Here is a 21,021-nt window from a genome sequence, read left to right on the forward strand (position 1 = left end):
GCAGATAGTTTAGTATAAAATTTGCAGGAGAATTTCATGAGCATACGACATCCCCAAATCAATCTTTCTAGAAGGGGTTTATTAAGGTTTGGTGCAGGTGCGATCGGTACAGGGGTATTGACAGTTGGACTTAGCTCAAACTTACTTGCAGCCGAAAAAAAAGCCCCAGCAGCGCCAGCAGAAGATGATATTAATCCCGATAAGGCATTGCAAGAATTACTAGATGGGAATGATAGATTTGTCAAAGCAAAACGGCGCAATCCTCACCAAACACGTTCACGTTTAGTCGAAGTTGCCAAAGGTCAAAAGCCATTTGCTTCTATTTTAGGTTGTGCAGATTCACGAGTGCCTTCAGAGATTGTCTTTGACCAAGGACTTGGAGATTTATTTGTCTGCCGTGTAGCTGGTAATATTGCTACGCCAGAAGAAATCGGTAGCCTGGAATTTGGTAGCTTAATATTAGGCGCTAAAGTCATCATGGTAGTGGGACATGAAAGATGTGGTGCTGTAAGTGCTGCAATTAAAGGTGGTGAAGTGCCAGGACAAATTGGGAGTTTAATTGAGGCAATTAAACCGAGTGTAGAAAGCTCAAAAGACCAATCAGGAGATAAGATAGAAAACGCTTGTAAAGCAAATGTTTTGGCACAAATTGAAAAATTGAAATCATCCAAAGTTTTATCTGAACTAATCAAGGCAGAAAAGCTGAAAATAGTCGGTGGATATTACGATTTAGATACTGGGAGAATCAGTATAGTAGATTAGTTTTTTTATCCTTTGTCATTAGTGATTGGTCATTGGCTAAGAGTAGTCATCAATGACAAAGGACAAACGACGAAGGGCAAAGCACAAAGGACAAAGGAAAAAGGACAAAGATACCATGTTAAGTGTTTTGATTTGGCTCCCTATTTTAGCCGCCGCTCTCATAGCAATATTACCTGCAAGTTTCCCTAAGCATCGTATTCGTTTAACAGCATTAATTTTATCAGGTATAGTTCTTTCTTGGAACCTATTTATCCTGCTAAAATTTGATATTATCAATCCAGGAATGCAATTTAAAGAGTATTTGCCCTGGAATGAAACTCTGGGTTTGAGTTATCAAATAGGTGTTGATGGGCTTTCTATATTAATGTTGGTGTTAAATAGTCTACTCACCTGGATTTCTATTTACACCAGTAGTAAAGAAACTGAACGTCCCCGGCTGTTCTACTCCATGATTTTATTAGTGAGTGGAGGAGTTGCAGGTGCTTTTCTCGCGGAGAATTTGCTACTATTCTTCCTATTCTACGAACTAGAATTAATCCCTTTCTACTTACTAATTTCCATTTGGGGAGGAGCAAAACGGGGTTATGCTGGGATGAAATTCCTGATTTATACTGCGGTTTCAGGAGCATTAATTCTGGCAACGTTCTTGGGTATGGTATGGCTGAGTGGTTCTACCAATTTTGCTTTTGATGCAGTCTCTACAGAAAATCTGTCAACAGCAAAACAAATCCTTTTACTAGCCGGAATAGTCTTAGGTTTTGGTATTAAAATTCCTTTAGTTCCCTTCCATACTTGGCTACCCGATGCTTACGTTGAGGCTTCAGCACCAATTGCCATTCTTCTCGGTGGTGTGTTGGCAAAGTTGGGAACTTATGGACTGCTGCGATTTGGGTTGGGTATGTTCCCCCATGCTTGGAGTATTATTGCACCGACTCTGGCTATTTGGGGAGCAATCAGCGCTATCTATGGGGCAGTAATTGCGATCGCCCAAAAAGATATCAAGCGCATGGTAGCATACAGTTCCGTCGGTCACATGGGCTATATTTTGCTAGCTGGTGCTGCTAGTACTCCCTTAGCACTCGTTGGTGCAGTCGCCCAAATGTTCAGCCACGGTATCATCCTGGCGATTCTCTTCCACTTGGTGGGAGTTGTAGAGGCCAAAGTCGGCACCCGCGAGTTAGATAAACTCAATGGTTTAATGAGTCCCATACGTGGTTTACCCCTAATTAGTGCCTTACTAGTTTTAAGTGGAATGGCTAGCGCAGGTATTCCCGGTTTAACAGGATTCATCGCCGAATTTATCGTCTTTCAAGGTAGTTTCTCTGCCTTTCCCATTCCGACAATTTTGTGTGTAGTAGCTAGTGGATTAACCGCAGTTTATTTTGTCATCCTCCTCAACCGCACCTGTTTCGGCAGACTCGATAACGTCGCCTACTATCCCAAAGTTCTTTGGTCTGAGAAGATCCCAGCTTTAATTTTGGCAGCTTTTATCATCTTTTTGGGAGTACAGCCCACTTGGTTAGTGCGTTGGAGTGAATCTACAACTACAACAATGGTGGCTGCAATTCCCTCTTTGGAAAAAACCGTAATCTCTGAAGTCGCGCTGAAGTAATCAATCAGAGAGTTACGCATCGATAAAGGAGGAAGGATGAATCTCACATTAATTCCCACTGGTCTTGTTCTATTTCGCTTTTTGATATCTCCATTTCTCCTATTAGATGCCCTGGATGGCAAAACCAGTATTTGGTTCATCGTCGGTTTTGTCGCAGCCTTTCTCTCAGATATTTTTGATGGCATTATTGCGCGACGATTAGGTGTTAGCACTGCCCAATTGCGTCAAGCCGATAGTTGGGCTGATGTCTGCCTTTTTAGCTGTATCTTCATCAGTGCGTGGATAGTTCATCAAGATATTCTCGTTACTTATAGCGTCCCTTTGCTAATGATTGTTTTTGCTCAATTGCTGTGGTGGGTAGTGAATTTAGTGAAATATGGTAAACCCGCTAGCTATCACACTTATTCAGCAAAATTTTGGGGAATCACCCTTTTTATTGCCATTATTGCCCTGTTTGGCTTTGATTACGCCGGAGTTGCCTTATGGCTAACTTGTATTGCTGGCACAATTCATAGCGTTGAAGAAATTGCTATGACGCTAATATTACCAGTTTGGACACATGATGTTTTAAGCATTTTTCATGCCTTAAATATTCGTCAAGAACCACTAACACCAATTACTAAATAATATGACAGCAATTAAAACAGCAATTAAATTACCTCCTTCAACGCACGAATTTGCCGAAGTAATTCACCGCTTAGAAGCAGGCGGTGCAATGTTACCCGATACTCCAGAAAATTTGATGCAAATCATCGGTTTATATAAAGCTTATGCTGTGCCGATGGATTTTTACTGGCGCGACCTACTTTATATTGCCGAACGTGAATTTTTAAACCCGCTTCCCTTCTTTAAATACTTTTTACCCAAAGAGTATTTAGAATTGCATAATCATTACGCTGGCGATGATGCCGATTTGCGAATTTGGCGTGGCGAAGCTACTGCACATCCAGAACTTTTGGCATTTATGGAGAAGGGTGAAACCTTCAAAATGCCGAAACTGTTCCATCACTTGTTCCACGATCGCATTAACATGGAGTTTGCTGAAGCTTGTATGCGGGCGATGTTATGGCACAGAGGGATGGGTGGACAATTTGACCCTTACCTCGATTCAGACGAATACAAAGCCAACGCTGACCGAGCAATAAAAGCTTATTTCCAAGGGAACCCAGTAATGCTGGGGCTTTACAAGCTGTTCCCCGATATGTTCTTGGAACAGTGCCGCCAGATGTCATACTACGCTAATCTGGGCTTATTCTGGGAAATCATGGCCCCAGTGTTCTTTGAAATGTCCGATCGCTATGACGAAGGTACTATTACCAGCGTCCCAGAGGCAATGAGCTTCATAGTTAATGGTATATTTGCGATCGCAGGTCGTCCCATTTACCATCACGTTTATATTCGCGGCAAATGTTACGAAATTATCCCTAAATCCAAGGGTTTCATGTGGCTATACGAAGCCGCATTACCTTACGTAGAAGCTGTTTTCTATCGCACTGCACCATTCCGAGGGACAAAATCTTATAATGCTCAAGCGCGTCAAGTACCAGAAGACCAAAAAGACTTTCACTATGGTATTCTTTATGCTGATGTGTTTCCAGTGGGTACTGCTGGCATTCCCCCGACATTATTAATGCAAGATATGCTGCATTTTTTGCCACCATATCTTGTTGATTATTACAGCCAACATTGCCGGGGTGAAGAAGATATGTTGATTCAGTTGGGAGTTAGTTTTCAACGGTCAATGTACTGTGTTACTTCTGCGGTAATTCAAGCTTTGAGAACTGCACTTTTATATCCTTTAGATGACCAAAATCCCAAACATTTACAAGCCAATCGAGATTTTTTTGAAATGCAGCTAAATCGCTTTACTCGATCCGACTATAATATTCGTGATGCTGCTCGTTTAGGAAGTATTCAAAAGCAAGATTATAGATAAGAGATCCCCCCAACCCCCCTTAAAAAGGGGGGCTTTTTTTATTATTTTTTTGAAAGTTAGTTGAGATCACTCCCCAATACAGTTCAGATAAGACCAAAACACTTGTAGAGACGGCGATTTATCGCGTCTTGAAAACCCAAAATTTTTGCCAGTAGCTCTTAACTGAACCGTATTGGATCACTCCCAAGCCAATACTTGTCGGTTAAGCATTTTTAATTCGGAATCAGATTTTGGGTAAAGGGAAAAGGGTAAGGGTTAAAGGTTTTTTCTTTCCCCTTAACCGAGAAGTATTGAGATCACTCCCAAGTAACCTTTAAAAAGTAATATGCTTGGTATAAGTGATATTTTGCCCCGGAAGAAAGAGCTTCCCAACTTCTCGATATATTTGGGTGCATATTTGGGTGCAAAAACCCCTCAAAGTCCTCCTTTTTAAGGAGGATTTAGGAGGATCTACTACATTTTAGTTTTGTAGAGAAACGTGTCGGGAAGTTAAGTTGGATCTTATTATTACTCAGTTAATAATTGTTATTAACCAGATAATACTCCTGCAATACTCGTCAATTCCATAATTTTCTCAAACTGGAAATTATGAGCCAAATTCTGGATAAAATTGCTCAACATAGCATTTTCTGAAGGAATTTGTTCAATCAATTCTAAAATTAAGTCATCACTACATTGGGCTGCGGCAGTATACACCTGTTTCACCCATTCAGGCGACATCTCAGACAATAGAGGAACTAAATCTGTAAGCTTCAAGATTGATTCTGTTATTTGTTGGTTTGCATTCTTTATCTGATAGTTATCTTCTTGATAAATATATTGAACTTCTAAATATTCACTCAATTTTTCTAATAATTCTTCTTCACGGAAAGGCTTGTTAATATAATCATCACAACCAGCTTTGATTGTTGCCTCTCGTTGTTCTTCAAAGGCATTAGCGGTTAAGGCAATAATAATCGTCTTGCGATTTGGGACTGAAGTTTCTTCTCTAGCTTTAATAATTTTGGTGGCTTCGTAGCCGTCCATAATTGGCATCCGCATATCCATAAAAATTAGGTGTGGTTGCCATTGTTGCCAAAGTGCGATCGCTTCCGTGCCATTTGCCGCTTCTTGGACTGCAAAACCGATAGATGTCAGAATTTTTACTAGAACTAAACGGCTGTCTGTGGAGTCATCAACCACCAAGATGCGGTATTCATTTTGAGCGGGTGCTAAACTCAGAACTTGTCGTCTAATTTGTTGGATCTGGATTTCGCTGGCTGTGGCTAGATCAATTTGAATATCAAAGGCAAATGTACTTCCCTCACCAATAATGCTGGTAACGCTAATGTTTCCTCCCATTAGTTCCACATATTTGCGGCTAATTGCTAAACCTAGTCCAGTTCCCTGTTGCGATTTTCTTCCAGTTTCAGTTTGCCCAAATGCTTCAAACAGCAAGTTAATTTCCTGTGGCGCAATACCGCGACCAGTATCTGTAACCTCGAAGAAGAGATGAGGAGGATGAGGTAAAATTTTATCCCCCATATCCTCCATCGCTACGCGTAACATTACTCTTCCAGTATCGGTAAATTTGATTGCATTTCCCAAGAGGTTAAGCAATACTTGACGCAGTTTACTTTCATCAGCTTGGATATACTGCGGAAGGTAAGATGTATATTCAAAATTTAATTCTAAGCCTTTGGAAGTGGCGCGGAAACGCAACATCTCTTCCAGGTTTTCTAAGAGGCGAATTAAGTCAAAACTGTTGAGATTTAATGTTATTCTGCCAGCTTCAATTTTAGACATTTCCAGAATGTCGTTAATTAAGTTGAGAAGATGTTCGCCAGCACGATTGATAATTGCTAGATTTTGCTGATGTTCTGTAGATAAAGCATGATCGTGGCTCATGATTTGGGTAAAACCGAGGATGGCGTTGAGTGGGGTACGCAGTTCGTGGCTCATGTTGGCGAGGAATTCGCTTTTGGCGCGGTTGGCAGCATCAGCTGTGATCACAGCTTCTTGCAATGCTTGTGACTGCCTTTGAGTCTGCGCCAGTAATTGTGCCTGCTGTAAAGCCACACCCAACTGATTGCCAATTTGAACTACGATGTTGATTTCTCCTGATTTCCATTGGCGGGAATCGGAATTTTGATAACTCGCTAGTAGTCCCCAAATCTGACTACCATATAAAATAGGGACAATGATGTAAGCTTTTGCCTGAAAGCGTTCTAAAAGGCTGATGTAAGAGGGATGAAACTCAGCATTGTAAATGTCTGGGACGCAGCGAAAAGTTGCGCCTTGTGTGTAAATGCCATCTTGAATTGCTTGCATATCAGCATCTTCCGCTTGATTATCCCCACTATCCAAAATTTTTGCTAGGCAACGTCCTTCTTGTAAGACACCTTCTGTGAGATTAGGATCGTTGTTATGTTCTTCTATCAGAGAAATCCAACCATTACCTACAGACTCAGAGACAAATTCGCCATTCCATTGAGGATTGAAACGATAAACAACAACCCGATCGCAATTGAGTACTTGCCGTAATTCTTGGGTTGTAGCTGCAAATATAGTCTCTAAATCTAATGTTTGGCGCATCCTTTGAATCACTTGGGCGATCGCTCTTTCCCGTTCTGCACTCTCACGCAGGGCTTCTTCTGCCAATTTTCTCTCAGTAATATCTGTAATCGTACCGATATAACCTTTTATTTCTCCATCATCTCGAAATTCTGGCAAAGCCTGACAAATTACCCAGACAACTGTACTATCATCACGCAAAAAGCGATGTTCGTACTTATACATAACTTTAGCAGCTCTTGCTTGATTCCATGTCAACAATAGCTGCTCGCGATCGTCTGGATGTACGGCTTTTGTCCAACCGGTTCCCAGAGACTCTTCTAAATTGCATCCACTAATTTCACTCCAGCGTTGATTAAAATATAAGACATTACCATCCACATCAGTGTGGAATATACAAGCTGGTGAGGTTTCTGCTAGCAGTTGATATCGCTGCCGACCTGTTTGTAAAGCTAATTCTGCCAGTTTAGCATCGTTGATGTCTGTCCAATAACCGACACATTCTATAGGTTTACCAGCTTCGTCACGAATTAACCTCATCTTTTCGTAAAACCAGTGGTAAGTTCCGTCAGCGTGTAACCATCGATATTCGTAGGAAGTATACTCTTGCTCAACCAACTGGGAAAATTTTTCTGAAATCAATTCAATATCTTCTGGGTGGACATGATGCAGCCAGAAATTAGGATTTTCGACAAATTCCTGCGCTTCGTAACCAACCATTGCCTTAACGTTCTTACTAATAAAGGTAGTGCTAAAATTGCCTAATGTTTTTTTGCTGCTATAAATCACCACAGGGCTAGAAGTAAGTAGATATTGAAGACGCTCGTTAGCTAAACGTAGTTCTTGTTCGACATGTTTGCGTTCGCGTAGCGCGGCTTGCCGTTCGCGTAGTGCTGCTTGCAGTTCGCTAATTTCTACTAAAACCGCGCCCACACCAGAGAGGCGATCGTCCTCACCAGGAATCGGAAAATAAGAAACTAAGAAGTGGCGGATAATATCTGGTTGTTTAATTGATGCGGCGCTTAATTCTTGATTGAGGATGGGTTTACCTGTCAACAGAACCTGTTGATAAAATGGTTCTACGACACTGGCCATTTTGGGTAAGGCTTCATGGATGGTCTTACCAATATGAGCTTCCTGGGCTATTCCATTAATTTCCGCTAGCACTTGGTTGATTTGCACAAACCGCAGTTGGTTATCTACAATATTCATACCGACGGGAGCCCCCGTAAAAAAGGCATTGAGACGAGCTTCTCTGAGTGCTAATTCTTGTTCTAGGGTTTTACGCTCAATCAACCCACCTAACTGAGCAGCAACAGCATTTACTAGCAAAAGCAAACGTCTATCTACCAATACTGAACTACGTTTAAAAAACACTAAAACAGCTAATACTTCGTTTCCAGCCAGTATGGGAACACCAAAACCAGCTTTTAATCCTACCTTTGCTGCTTGTTGCGATCGCAAAAAAATTGGTTCTGTAACTTCTGAAACATCTTCTATCCATTCTGGTTCCTGATTCTGCCAAACTCTTCCTGGTAGTCCCACTCCCAGAGGAAATTTCACAATTTGACTGTGGCGGCAAAATTCTTCTAAATTGCTTTGTTCACCATACCAGCCCAGGGTGTGTTCTAAAACAGCTCTATCTTCATTAGGTATCCATGCTTCACCAAAATCCCAGCCAATAGTATGACAAATTAAGCGCAAGACCAGTGCTAAAGAGCTATTGACATCATTGGCGCGAGTGATAGCTTGGGTTGTCAACAGTAACAAACGGCTTTCATTTTCTGCCTGCTTGCGTTCAGTAATATCTTTCGCTGTGCCTAGTACGTACCATTTCCCATCAATCTCGATCATTTCTGCACTCAACAAGGTTGTCCTAATTTCCCCTGTGGACGTGCAGACATCAACCTCATAGTTACGAATAGCTTTAGTTTTTTGCAGCATCTGGGTGAGAAAATTATATTCTTCTGGATTCACCCAAATATTCAATTCTTGATCGGTGCGATCGATAACCTGAGAATGAGAATAACCAAAAAACCGACAAAAACTATCGTTAACTTCAACGAAGCGTTTGTCAGGAACAGTAATTAAGGCAATGGGATCGGGAGATGACCGAAAAGCTGATGCTAACTTTTCTTCAGAAGCCCTCCGTGCGGCTTCGGCGCGTTGACGTTCTTTTGCTTCTAGCACCAAGGATACTAAATTGCCCAGAGAGCGAGCGAAATTTTGGTCTTCTAGCGTCCAATGATGAGCAACTCCCACTGCCTCCAAACATAAAACCCCTACGGTTTTTCCCTCCTGCCTAATTGGTGTATCGAGTATAGAGGTAATATTTAATCTTGAGTAAGATGGAGAAAATTCTCTAATTCTGGGATCGGTATGGACATCATCTGCGGCGATTGGTTGATCTTGTTGCAAAGCTGCAAAATAAGCTGGATAGTCTGCCTCTGATAAAGAAAATCCTTCGCTATGTTGATTGCGACTGCCCTCAAACAAGTCAAAACATTCGATTTTCAAGCCTGTTTCGTCATACAACCAAACACTGGCTCGTTCCATTCCTATATTTTTAACAGCTGTTTCTGTAATTTTACCCAAAGCTGCTTTCAAGTCACCCTGATAAAGGATTTGATTTTGTGCCAGTTGGGTTAGCACTAGGTTATGATTGCGGAGCTTAATCGCGCTTTCTTCCAGCAATCTTTCTATACCTCGGCGCTGTGTAATATTACTAGCAGTACCTGTCATACCTCTGACTAAACCCTCTTCGTTGCGTAATGCGATCGCATTAAACATTAAATAGAGTAAAGTACCATCTTTCGCTACACAGGTAGTTTCATGCTGAAATATCGGCTTTCCCCGGAAAACACGCTCAAAGGCTACTTTATCTTTAGCAACTTGCTGAGGCGAGATAAAATCAGTCAAGGTACGCCCGATCATCTCCTGGGGTTCATAGCCATAAATCTGCTTGACTGCCGGATTAACAAAAGTAATTAGTCCATCAATATCTACCGACCAGATCATATCCTGGGATGTCTCCACTAGGTGGCGATATTGACTTTCACTTTTCTTAAGAGCAGCTTCGACTAAAAGGCGTTCGCTTTGGTAAACTTCTCTACAAAAAGCTTTGCTAAGGCTAACAGGAATTTCTGTGAAAATTTCTTCTATCTGTTGGTTCCGAAGATTTAACTCAACAGCAACCCGTTGACGTTCTTTAATCTCCTCTTGCAGTTGGGTATTTTGTTCTTTTAACTGTTTTTTCAGCCTTTGGAGAGTTAGTTGATTTTGTATGCGTAATAAAACTTCTTTAGCTTGGAATGGTTGAGTAATATAGTCAACATCGCCTAAATCACAAATATTTACTTCTTCCGATAATTCATCTAAAACACCAAAAAAAATTATTGGAATCTCTTGAGTTTTCTGATGAGATTTTAAATTTTGATAAACCTCATAACCATTCATTTTTGAAATGAGAAAGTTTAGTAAAATCAAATCAGGAGGAAAAGCCAGCGCCCTATTGATTGCCAATTCTGCAGAAAGGGAACTTTGTACCTGATAACCTTGGTTGTGAAGGATGTCTGATAAAAAATGTAAATTTTCTAGCTTATCATCAACTAATAAAATTTTGATTTTTTTAGCATCCATATCAGTTACTAAACTAATTTTCAATCAGGAATAAATTGTTGAATCAAACTGAACATGAAATCAGAAAGCAAAACCTTATTAAAAGATTGTAAATATAATGATCGTTGCTTACCACCATACTTCACCTTAGAATCTAGGTGTGTCAAAGTTAAGGCAAACTCTCTGTAACTGTGGATCAAACTCTGTAAGAACAACAATTACACTGTAATACAGAAAGTAACTTTTATACAAAAACCATTTGGAAGCGATTATACTATGGCTTAACCTCAATTCTGCATCAGGATTCTAAAATCCATGAATGAGCGCATTTTAGGTGATAGCCAACAAAACCGCACGACTAAACCCTCCTCTTGTTAAGGCGAGGGTACGCTACAACTTGGCTAGAGTATTTTTTTACTCACAAACTTAAAATCTGCTGTAAGTAAAAAGTAATTTTATCAGGTTCTACTATACTTGCAAGGCTTAGTAAAACTACATACGATAGGGACAAATACCCTACGGCTGATGCTCGAACCTATCTATGAGACACTACGCGTAGCTTGCTTTCCCACAGGTTTACACTAAGGCCAAACCCATCCACCGGAATAGATATCACTGCTTTGCGTCTACATGAATTGCCCTAAGAGGATGTTTGAAAAGTCTTCTTGTCAGTATCAAAAGTTCTAGATTCTCCTAAATCCCTTTTAGAAAGGGGAACTTTGATTCCGGTTCCCCCTTTTTTTAAGGGGGGGGTTGGGGGGATCTCAAAGTGCCTAAAGTCACAGCAAAACACTTTTCAAACAACCTCTAAGAAAAAAATCAAGCTTTGGGTTATTTTTTGCATAAGTCCTGTTGAGCTAACCTCTGCTTAATAGATTCAAGCAATCGTTCTGGATGCTTGGAAAAATAAAAGATTTTTAAGAAGGTAAAATTTATATTCCTAGCTAACCAAATCTGCCATTGTTCCATCAAAGATAGGGTTTTAATATAATCATTAAATAATTTTTCAATTCGCGCTAAACTGCTTCCTGTTGCAGAATCATCAAATGTTTTAGTTCCTGGATAATATCTAAAATTACCCCAAGTTTCATTGAAATACTTAACATGAGATGAACAAACAGCTTTCAAAAGGAAATCTATATCCATTGAATAATGATATTCTACTTTATAGAGTCCAATTTTTTGATGTAATGATTTATGATAGAAGTAAGCAGATGGATTTACTGGAAAAGAAGCATCGATAATTCCATCATCATTAAGTCGTCTTCCTAACAGTAAATCTATTGTTCGTAATTGGCTAGGTTTATTGATAAAGATTAGCCGCTCTTTCTGATTAATGATGTTACAGTTACCAACAATCAAGCTAGGTTCTGGTAAAGTTTGGAAAATCTCACAGATGCGGTTAAGAAGATTTATCTCATAAAAATCATCAACATTTAAAACACCAACAATCTCTCCTCGTGCCATAGCAATTCCTTTGTTCATAGCGTCAGATTGTCCTTTGTCCTTTTCACTAATCCAACGTATGTGGGGATATTGATTGGCTTTATCTTGAATAATGTCTACTGTCTTGTCACTTGAACCTCCATCAACAATGATATGCTCTACTTCTAAACAATTTTGGTCAATGACAACTTGAAGGCAAGATTCTATAAATTTCCCACCGTTATAAACTGGTGTAATTATACTAATCATTAGCAAGAGCCTTTTATGCGTATTGCAAACAAAAATAATTCAAATAATTGAATTGATCTCCGATCATATAGTTCCCAATTGGCTCAAGTCTATAACGTAATCAAAATCGGTGTAAATACGTAAATTGCGTTCGTGTATGTAAGTGATAAATGGAAATTTGTCTAAGGGTATTCCTGATCAATGACAATATACAACTATTTGATGAACTGTAGCGATCAATAGAATTCTTGATATTTAATTGAGGCATTGAGAAGGCCATAAAAACGGAGGTTGTTTTTTGCCAATCCTCCGTTTCTGATATTTCTATTGTCACTCAAAAATGAATAGGCAAAGCGCTGCAAAAAGTTTAGGTAACATTTTGTAGCCTACTGGCAACTTCTGATGTTTGTCCAATGGTATTAAATCGAGAGAGAGTGCTATTCCTCTTGTACATCAACCCAGATACTACCTTCTTCCACACGAAGAGGAAACACCGGCAACGCCTTTGGTTGTGAAACCAATGAGAGTACCTTGCCTACACCAGGTGGCCAAGAACACCAGTCTTGTACTTCACCAGTCCGCAGGTCAAAAGCACTGTGATGAAAAGAACAAACAATTGCTCCATCTTTTATTTTGCCACTTTTCAGAGGTAATTTTAAGTGAGGGCAGGTGTTATCTACAGCATAAAGCTGATTTTCGTGATTCAAAAGCAGAATTTTACGGTTGCCAACTTTCACCACTTCTCGCGTACCTGGGGAAAGTGCTTCGACTGCAAGAACTTTAGTCCAGCTCATTAGGTTCTCCTCTCCTAATATATCTGCTTTCAGTTTCTCGCAATTGTGACCAGTGCGATCGCCTTTCAGTAGTAGGAAGGAGTCAGTAGATTGCAAACTTCTCCCGAACAAGCCATGTCTACGATGAGCTTTGCTAACCTTGGCAAGACAGAACCGCTATAAAATCTTACAGTAAAGTTCATTTACACACTGAATAAACTGGTTTCTGGGTAAACTAAAAAAAGCACTTTCTATCCTTGCATCATAAAGCTTGTAGCTCATAACAGACAATTTTGAGGGATATAAAAAATGATTAAGACAAGTTACGAATTTGACCAATCTATTCTCCCCGCCGGATCTTCATTAAAGACTAATATTCTGCTACGTTTTCGCCCTGACATAGCTGAATCTCCCCGACGGAACCTTAACCTTTCTCTTGTAATTGACCGTTCAGGCTCTATGGCAGGTGCTGCTTTACATCATGCACTCAAAGCTGCTGAGTCTGTGGTAGATCAACTTGAGCCAGATGACATTCTCTCAGTAGTTGTTTACGACGATGAAGTATATAGCGTTGTACCACCCCAAGCTGTAACTAACAAAGCCACACTGAAAGATTCTATCCGCAAAGTAAGAGCAGGCGGTATTACCAACTTATCGGGGGGATGGCTCAAAGGCTGTGAACACGTCAAAACGCGACTCGATCCGCAAAAAATCAACCGTGTTCTTTTGCTTACCGATGGTCACGCCAATATGGGCATTCAAGACCCCAAGGTACTAACGGCAACATCAGGACAAAAAGCTGAGGAAGGTATCACCACAACAACATTAGGTTTTGCTCAGGGTTTTAATGAAGACCTGCTGATTGGTATGGCAAGGGCTGCCAGGGGAAACTTCTACTTCATTCAAAGCATCGATGAAGCAACTGAAGTGTTTAGTATTGAGCTAGACAGTCTCAGAGCAGTAGTAGGACAAAACCTCACAGTGAAACTTGAGTTAGCTGAAGGTGTCAGTCTTGTTGATACTTTAAGTCTTGCAAAAGTTAGCCAGAATGATTCTGGTCAGGCTGTTATCAGCTTGGGAGAGCTTTATGAGGGTGAAGACAAACTTCTCGGTTTAAGTTTGCTGATATCAAGCGCTCAAGTTGGTGAGTTACCTGTGATGAAACTGCATTACAGCGCTGACGTTATCCAAAATGACCTCATTCAAAACGTTTCAGGCACAGCAGATATCATCGCCAAAGTTGGCACTGTTGAGGAAGCAGCCTTTGCCTCTACAAGCCATATCATTCTTGAACTGAGCCGCCTCACCATTGCTAAGGCTAAAGAGACTGCCCTCGATTTAGCTGAACATGGCAGACACCAGGAAGCGGAAGAAACCCTGCGTAGCCTGGTGAAAGATTTGCGGGATAAAGGGTTAAACGAGAATTTTGAAATTGCTGAAGAGATCGATCAGCTTGAGTATTTCGCAAGTCGAATCGCCCAAAAAGCTCTAGGTAATGCCGGACGTAAAGAATTGCGAGATCAGTCTTACCAGACAATGAACCGCAATCGCAACGATCTGGTGGGGCGCGGTGTTACTGCTGGTGATGAAGTCTACGCAATGCCGGTTGTTAATGAAGTTGGCTCAGGTGTTGAATTGTATTGCGTTCGTGAAGGGGGTAAACTAAGGGTCAAAGTCATATCTGAAGGCTACGATTCAGCCAAAAATGTCCAGTTTCCCCGGAGTATTCGGGCAGAGGGAGCAAGGTACGTTGTTGAAGGGCTGGAACTCTCAAGCGATCGCACTTTCTATCGTGTACGTGGCAATATCACTCGTTTTGCTCAACCCGGTGAAGCAGATATCTTCGTTGCCCCTAGACAATCGAATATAGCTTATACAGGCAAAGCCTCTAAAGGCCCTGCCAGTGCTGCCGATCTTCCCACAACTGATGTTGTAAAAGACGGCATTCTTATTCAGTGTGTCAAAGATGGCAGCAAGCTACGCGCTAGAGTGGTTTCCGACGGCTATGAACCAGATTGGAATATGCGTTTTCCGCGATCGGTTCGTGAGGAAGGGATGCTTTATGTCGTTGATGAAGTCAAAACAGCACCTGATGGAAAGTCTTATATTGCATGTGGTGAAATTAAGCGATTTGTCCAACCCACTACTACCAATTAACTCATAAAATCTCTGCGTTCTCTGTGCCTCTGCGGTTAAATAAATCGCTTTTAAACCGCAGAGTATTTAGAGCTAACTACGCCTCGATCGCAGGGTGATAATCATCTGGGTTATTAAAGCCCGCAATCCAAGCGGCTGCTTGATGGCAACTCCGCATATAAGGGGGAACCCGCAAGATATGAATATGTCCTGTAGATGGACAGGTGACTTTCAATACCATAAGCGGCTCGTCATCCTCAAAAGGGATGTAGACTAGTTGACGTTCTCCCCCAGCATCACGATCGCGATCGCGGATCAATCCTCCCACTTGCTGCAAAAATGTCTCGTATCCCAGACGCTCAATCAGCACGCGGCGCAACTCAACGTTCTCTATATTGAGGATATCTTGCCCCGTTAGAGACTGGGATTCAAAGGCAATTTTATCTGTCACTTCCACGCCTCGCCAGCGCCAGACAAAACCATGTCCCGCAGATACACTAGTAATCCCACTTCCGGCTAACTCGATCCAATAAGTAACGTGGAGTCCTGTGGGAAGGGTTGTGAGGTTTACACAATCGCTGATATCAAGACTTTCACAGGTGAGATTTTCAGGTAGATTGTAAATATCCAACGCACCGCTTAAATCCAGATGGCCTAAAACGCGCATCCCATCCCAGGCACGATGCTCAAGGATAAGTTTTCGAGCATATTCAGCCGATACAGGCTCGTGGCTTTGGTTTGGGCGCTGCTTAATTGGTTTATTTGGCACACGTCCATTAGACATGATCTTGAGCATTAGTCTACTACCTCCACATAGGCATCAGGGCGATATTCGCGTTGTCTCCAAACGCGATAAAGCCCTTTTGGTAATTCAATCGCCCGATGTTCTTCATGAACTAAAGTGGCACTTGGTTCTTTAACCTCTAGAAAAAGGTCACTACCATGTACCCACAACTGAACAGCATGAAATTGCTGAATGCGATGGCTATGTCCTGTAATTTCACCATAAGCTAGAGTAGCACCTACACGCTTCTGAGCGCCGACAGGTAAGCTAGCAATATGTCTAATTAAAACGTCGCCATGTCTGTAGAGAATACTAGCCTGGGAGTTATTGCTGTTGTTAAACATCTTTATTATTACTAAATCCTATAGTCAGATTAGATCCTGTTGTAGCGTTTTCGGCTCTATCTGTTTAGTTTGAACTTCTATCTGTGCATTTGATTCATCTCCATTTTGAGAAACTTTTTCTGTGCCGCATTGTACCGGGGTTACTCCTGTACCTTGAGTCAGCCCGTGCTTAGTTGTGGTGTCGTAGGTATTGTTATCAGTATTAGCTTTAGTATAAGTATCATTAAAAATCGTGTCAGCTGCTGAGGTTGTTTTGCCAAGCAGCTTTTTGTGTAAATCTTTAAAAGCCTTCTCGTCAATACTAATGTGCCCATTTTCGTGCTGATCCAGAGCGCTATAAAACCTTGCCCATTCTGTTTTAACGGGTTCGCATTGTTTGTCAAGTTCAGTCCAGACGGGCATTGCCTTAGTTTCTGTGACTAGAACGTCTGCTTCATAGATAATTTCAGCAGACCGATCGTCAGCTTGGTAAGTTTTGACACTTTTCTCTGGGGCACAAGTAACACTACCCGCTTCGCCCTTTCCTTGTGATGTTAAGTTTGTAATTGCTTCGGTAATGTTTTTCCCAGAAGCGGTAATTGTAGTATTCTTGTGGTCAATTTTGGTTGTACCTGTTTTGGGCGGCATACCATTAGATGCCTGGTCAAGAGGGACTGGTGCTGTGGATGTATCGCTTTGTTTTTGTACCTTGCCTGTTTGCTGTACTACATGGGTTAACTCATGGGCTGTCAACTCGTTATTACCAGGTGATTTCCCTGCACCAAAATAAACATCACTACCATGAGTAAATGCCTGCGCTCCCAACGACTGACTCATCTGCACAGCATTAGAGTCAGTATGTACTCGCACATTGTTAAAGTTACTACCAAAGCGTGGTTCCATAAACTCTCGCACTTCGGCAGATAACGGGCTTCCCCCACCCTTACTACTATTTAACTGACTCTCAATGTTATTCTCACTCTGGACGCTGCCATCAGTCGCCCGTTGTAGTGACAGCTTAGTTTGTACTTCCTCTTCTTGCTCACAAGCTGCACATTTTCGTTGCATGATATCTTGTGAACCCATCTCACCCAAATTTATCTTTGGCTCAGGCTTAGTCATCCACATGATTTTGTTGGCAACCGAGTCGGCTTCCTGCTCATACTGGTCTCCTGGCTGGCTAACTGTAAGTTGCGGCTGTGGACGACGCAAAGATATGCGACTAATGTCGTGAACAAGAGGCTTTTCTTTGATAGCTTCTGGTTCTAATGATTGCTCATCAGCAGACTGGGCTTCTTGAAGGTCGCTTGCTACCTCAGTGACTGTTTCGAGTGGAGTATTATTTGTTGGTAAACCAAAACCGCGTGTCGCATTTGCCAATGTGGGAATAGTTGATGAGACAAGCGATGGATTTGTAAAATTTGACGTACCTGCGTTGTGTTGCCGAAAAGTGCGATCGCTCATCTCTCACTTCCTACATTAATTTAGCAAACCCCTTATCTCTGGTATTTAGGCATCTTTCATCCAAATTTTATAATTATATCTACATAACATTGATATAGACTAAAGTCTAATTTTGAAATCCAACATTTAGCCACCCAAGTTGCTTTATAGCGATATCCAACAATTACCCTTGTCCCTATTTATTAACCCGACGCTTCAGAACAAAAGGCCCCCAGCACATTTTGTACTCAAAATAATTTTAGTCAGACCTCTGCCCGACATAGTACGCTCACGCTCTCGTAAAAATTGCAGTAACTGTCCATCGCTACTGTCGTGACTGTGCTAAATCGAAAGCACTTCCAAATTAGGTTGCTCCATTTTCTTTTCTCCCCATTTTACTTAACCGAGCAATATTGGTATATTCACGGACTTTTTAGTTACTATAAAATATAATTTCATGAGAGAAAATACTTACAAATAACCAATATTATACAGATGACATATTGTCATAGTCTTTTAAAAGATAGGTAGCTTTTACGTAGATTTAGCCAACTTATTTATAAAAATATATGAGTAATTAATTATTAAAAGTTTGATGAAACTGAAACAAAAATAGAGACAATTGTATATCGATAGACATAAGCTCATACTAGTGAGCAAAAGTTTATGCAAATTTCATAAGATATTTTATATGCCTACTTTGTATCATGAATGACTATTAATGTCATATACATAGTAGGCATGTAATTCCTGTCGTGAATACACTTATGGATTGATATAAACATTTCTCTAAAATACAATTTAATTCTTGAAATCTCAGGCAGCATCAAAAGTGAAAAGCAAATTTCTCCATTTATCAGCTTCAGTTTTACTAGCTACCGGAATCAGTGGTGCATTCGTGGCTGCACCAGCACAGGCAGTTGTATGCAGTACCAGCAATATCTCTCTTGGAGGAGTAAATGCCACAGCTTGTGCAGGCGCGTTTTCTGGTAATGATACAGGTGCAGGTAATCCTTTAGAAACTCTCTTGGATGGTGGACTATTTGCCAGTTCTGTGGGTAATGCTGATTGGACACTACTTGCTAAATCTGATCAAACAAACTCTCTGTTTACAGCAGCTAACGGTACTAATATTGGCAGTTGGAGTCTTTCTCAGCCATTAACTAGTAACACCTTTGTAGTAAGTCTGAAGAGCAGCACTAATTACAGTGCCTATTTATTCAAAAATTATGATTGGTCTGATGGTTTGACAGGAATTTTCAATACCATTGGTGTTGATTTAAATGGTAGTGGAAATGCAGGAAAAGCTTTATCTCATGCTTCATTATTCGTTTCTAATATCAGTAGTAATCCAGCTCCTCAAGCAGTTCCAGAACCAGCTACTTTACTTGGTTTAGGTCTAGCTGCTAGTGGTATGGTAATTTCTCGTCGTCGGAAATCACTATAATAAGCAGTCAGTAATTTTAATTGGCGCAGAGTATAAGAAACCCGGTTTTTAAAAAAACCGGGTTTCTTAATTTTTTGTTGCGTATAACAATGTCATATACAAAAAAGTAACAAATTATCGAACTTAAGTAGGATAATAGTTTCCAACCTATAATTCCCGGACGTACAGCCATCTCAGCTCCATGCCAATTATAGTTGCAGATAATCGTCTTGGAAAGTTCAGGAAAGGCGGAAACGACCCATATACTTTTCGCTGCGGTGTTCTTGTTACTTGCAAAAGGTTCAGGCAATGCCGCCCCCCACTTGGGCGCAACATTAACTTTTTAGAGCAGGCGATCGCGGAAAATTTCGACCAAATCGCTTACTGACATTGGAGCTAACCGGGAAGGGATGGTTAAGCAAAGACTATGTAAACCCTCTTGTATAGGGGGTTCGGCCCTGTTCTGTATGTTCCTAACATCATGGTATTTAAATTTTTATTACTAACTGCGATTTGATAGTTTTTTATGTAATATAGAGTTTGTTGTAATAAATGTTGCCTATAGCAATACAAAGCTATGAATACTATTTATGAAGATGGTACATACCTTCAAAATCACCCAACCTGGCATGAAGAAGATTCGCCGTGGAAAGCCAAGCAAATAGCCAAGATAATCAAGAGAAATAATCTGAATCCATTAACAATATGTGAAATTGGATGTGGAGCTGGTGAAATATTGAATTCTCTGCAAACTGAATTTAGTGATAAAACAAGCTTTTATGGATATGAAATATCCACTAATGCATTTGAAATATGTAATAGTAAAAGCAATAAAAAACTTCACTTTTTTTTGAAGGATTTGCTGAATGAAAAAGAAGCAATATTTGATTTGGTGATGGCAATTGATGTATTTGAACACGTAGAGGAATATTTTGGTTTCTTACGGAAACTAAAAGAGAAGGGAAAATACAAACTATTCCATATTCCTCTAGATTTGTCAGTGCAAACTGTTTTACGCAGTTCTCCTATATTGAAAGATAGGCTTTTGTATGGGCATATCCATTATTTTACTAAGGAAACTGCACTAGCAACCCTAAAAGATACAGGGTACGAAGTATTGGATTATTTCTATACGTGTCCTTGCTTGGAACTTCAGAATCGTGGTGGATGGAAAAGCAGTTTACTAAACGTACCAAGAAAATTGCTGTTCTCCATTAATCAGGATTTAGCTGTAAGGATTCTTGGAAGATTCTCGCTATTGGTTTTAGCAAAGTAATCGAATCGCCTCGCAGCTTGTCGGAGAATCCACATAACCCGACATTAATCTAGGCGAAATGTGATTAAATATCTAATATATGAAGCTTGAGTATTACAAACAGTACTCACATGAGGTAAATCTAGCAAGCGTGTCATGAGGGGCAAGTAGTACAAAATCTGAGTTTGTAATATGAAAGGATATGGCTAAAACCCTTATCCTTTCGTTTCCCCTTGTGGTAACTTTGGGCAGATGAGCGCGAACTATGTCTAGACAATTCAATAGACACTGATAACTTAAAAGCATAAACAGCAATACTTTCAGTCTATTTTGCCCCTGATGATATGCTCGCTAGATTTACCCAATCAGTTTCATTTAAGCTTTTGTTTACGTATAAAAAAGGATGCATTTATAGAAATAGAAGCCGAAATTTGGCTCCAATTAAGAGATTCAGGTTTAGCTCCCGGAGTCTCCTTCTTTTTGTCAGGTATTAAATATACAAAAACAGCATGTTTTCTCAACTTTAATATCGCAGGGAAATCGAAACGGAAATATTTAGGGGTTACGCCCTAAGGAGGATGATTTATCCTCACAAATTTAGATCCTTTAAAATATCTATAGTCAGATTTTTGTCACAGCTTTGTAATATCTCTGTCAATATGATATCTTATCCTAAAACTTGAGTTTACAAAATAGGCTTACTCTCTACTATACTAAACCCACAAG

At 40.5% G+C, this 21,021-nt stretch carries 13 protein-coding genes; 7 read left to right on the plus strand and 6 right to left on the minus strand.

Going from position 1 to position 21,021, the window contains the following annotated elements; genetic code table 11:
- Positions 1–36 precede the first annotated feature (36 nt).
- The 4 genes from H6G86_RS13775 (at position 37) to cupA (ending at position 4,310) form a co-directional block, all read left to right on the plus strand.
- Complete coding sequence (locus tag H6G86_RS13775) at positions 37–762, plus strand: carbonic anhydrase (protein WP_190934796.1); 726 nt, start codon at positions 37–39, stop codon at positions 760–762.
- Positions 763–877: 115 nt separating this feature from the next.
- Positions 878–2,374, plus strand: a complete 1,497-nt coding sequence (locus H6G86_RS13780) for an NADH-quinone oxidoreductase subunit M (protein WP_190934853.1) — start codon at positions 878–880, stop codon at positions 2,372–2,374.
- A 36-nt stretch (positions 2,375–2,410) separates the two neighbouring features.
- Positions 2,411–3,001: a CDP-alcohol phosphatidyltransferase family protein gene (locus tag H6G86_RS13785; protein WP_190934797.1), complete on the plus strand. Its 591-nt coding sequence runs from the start codon at positions 2,411–2,413 to the stop codon at positions 2,999–3,001.
- Position 3,002: 1 nt separating this feature from the next.
- Positions 3,003–4,310 carry a CO2 hydration protein CupA gene (gene cupA, locus H6G86_RS13790; protein WP_190934798.1) on the plus strand — a complete coding sequence of 436 codons (1,308 nt, stop codon included), beginning with the start codon at positions 3,003–3,005 and terminating at the stop codon, positions 4,308–4,310.
- Between the two features lie 528 nt (positions 4,311–4,838).
- Here cupA and H6G86_RS13795 read toward each other — a convergent pair.
- From H6G86_RS13795 to H6G86_RS13805, 3 genes are all read right to left on the minus strand, one after another.
- Complete coding sequence (locus tag H6G86_RS13795; protein WP_190934799.1) at positions 4,839–10,502, minus strand: PAS domain S-box protein; 5,664 nt, start codon at positions 10,500–10,502, stop codon at positions 4,839–4,841.
- Positions 10,503–11,312: 810 nt separating this feature from the next.
- A complete protein-coding gene (locus tag H6G86_RS13800) occupies positions 11,313–12,176 on the minus strand; it encodes a glycosyltransferase family 2 protein (protein WP_190934800.1) in 864 nt (287 codons plus the stop codon).
- Positions 12,177–12,592: 416 nt separating this feature from the next.
- Positions 12,593–12,949, minus strand: a complete 357-nt coding sequence (locus tag H6G86_RS13805) for a Rieske (2Fe-2S) protein (RefSeq protein WP_163928064.1) — start codon at positions 12,947–12,949, stop codon at positions 12,593–12,595.
- A 288-nt stretch (positions 12,950–13,237) separates the two neighbouring features.
- Here H6G86_RS13805 and H6G86_RS13810 point away from each other — a divergent pair, with 288 nt between their 5' ends.
- Entirely contained in the window at positions 13,238–15,085 is a 1,848-nt protein-coding gene (locus tag H6G86_RS13810; RefSeq protein WP_190934801.1) for a vWA domain-containing protein, read from the plus strand.
- Positions 15,086–15,161: 76 nt separating this feature from the next.
- Here H6G86_RS13810 and H6G86_RS13815 read toward each other — a convergent pair whose 3' ends face one another.
- Genes H6G86_RS13815 through H6G86_RS13825 form a run of 3 tightly spaced genes read right to left on the minus strand, consistent with a single transcriptional unit; the run spans position 15,162 to position 17,635 of the window.
- Complete coding sequence (locus tag H6G86_RS13815) at positions 15,162–15,860, minus strand: DUF6745 domain-containing protein (RefSeq protein WP_190934802.1); 699 nt, start codon at positions 15,858–15,860, stop codon at positions 15,162–15,164.
- The gene (locus tag H6G86_RS13820; RefSeq protein WP_190934803.1) at positions 15,860–16,192 is read right to left on the minus strand and encodes a DUF8820 family protein; all 333 of its coding nucleotides are present in this window, start codon (positions 16,190–16,192) and stop codon (positions 15,860–15,862) included. The genes H6G86_RS13815 and H6G86_RS13820 overlap by 1 nt, the downstream gene beginning before the upstream one ends.
- A gap of 24 nt (positions 16,193–16,216) precedes the next feature.
- Positions 16,217–17,635, minus strand: coding sequence for an eCIS core domain-containing protein (locus tag H6G86_RS13825; RefSeq protein ID WP_190934804.1), 1,419 nt, complete (start codon positions 17,633–17,635; stop codon positions 16,217–16,219).
- 811 nt (positions 17,636–18,446) lie between these two features.
- On the opposite strand from H6G86_RS13825, the gene H6G86_RS13830 reads away from it, so the two are divergent.
- On the plus strand, positions 18,447–19,061 hold the full coding sequence (locus H6G86_RS13830) for a PEP-CTERM sorting domain-containing protein (RefSeq protein ID WP_190934805.1): 615 nt from the start codon (positions 18,447–18,449) through the stop codon (positions 19,059–19,061).
- 556 nt (positions 19,062–19,617) lie between these two features.
- Entirely contained in the window at positions 19,618–20,316 is a 699-nt protein-coding gene (locus tag H6G86_RS13835; RefSeq protein WP_190934806.1) for a class I SAM-dependent methyltransferase, read from the plus strand.
- Positions 20,317–21,021: the final 705 nt, after the last annotated feature.

The sequence above is a fragment of the Nostoc sp. FACHB-133 genome (assembly GCF_014698055.1).
Lineage (GTDB): Bacteria > Cyanobacteriota > Cyanobacteriia > Cyanobacteriales > Nostocaceae > Nostoc.

What these genes read in the sequence shown, in the direction of transcription:
- H6G86_RS13815 (WP_190934802.1), bottom strand. Translation starts at nt 15,860, where the DNA reads ATGCTCAAGATCATGTCTAATGGACGTGTGCCAAATAAACCAATTAAG.
- H6G86_RS13825 (WP_190934804.1), bottom strand. Translation starts at nt 17,635, where the DNA reads ATGAGCGATCGCACTTTTCGGCAACACAACGCAGGTACGTCAAATTTT.
- H6G86_RS13810 (WP_190934801.1), top strand. Translation starts at nt 13,238, where the DNA reads ATGATTAAGACAAGTTACGAATTTGACCAATCTATTCTCCCCGCCGGA.
- H6G86_RS13780 (WP_190934853.1), top strand. Translation starts at nt 878, where the DNA reads ATGTTAAGTGTTTTGATTTGGCTCCCTATTTTAGCCGCCGCTCTCATA.
- H6G86_RS13775 (WP_190934796.1), top strand. Translation starts at nt 37, where the DNA reads ATGAGCATACGACATCCCCAAATCAATCTTTCTAGAAGGGGTTTATTA.
- cupA (WP_190934798.1), top strand. Translation starts at nt 3,003, where the DNA reads ATGACAGCAATTAAAACAGCAATTAAATTACCTCCTTCAACGCACGAA.
- H6G86_RS13820 (WP_190934803.1), bottom strand. Translation starts at nt 16,192, where the DNA reads ATGTTTAACAACAGCAATAACTCCCAGGCTAGTATTCTCTACAGACAT.
- H6G86_RS13800 (WP_190934800.1), bottom strand. Translation starts at nt 12,176, where the DNA reads ATGATTAGTATAATTACACCAGTTTATAACGGTGGGAAATTTATAGAA.
- H6G86_RS13835 (WP_190934806.1), top strand. Translation starts at nt 19,618, where the DNA reads ATGAATACTATTTATGAAGATGGTACATACCTTCAAAATCACCCAACC.
- H6G86_RS13795 (WP_190934799.1), bottom strand. Translation starts at nt 10,502, where the DNA reads ATGGATGCTAAAAAAATCAAAATTTTATTAGTTGATGATAAGCTAGAA.
- H6G86_RS13785 (WP_190934797.1), top strand. Translation starts at nt 2,411, where the DNA reads ATGAATCTCACATTAATTCCCACTGGTCTTGTTCTATTTCGCTTTTTG.
- H6G86_RS13805 (WP_163928064.1), bottom strand. Translation starts at nt 12,949, where the DNA reads ATGAGCTGGACTAAAGTTCTTGCAGTCGAAGCACTTTCCCCAGGTACG.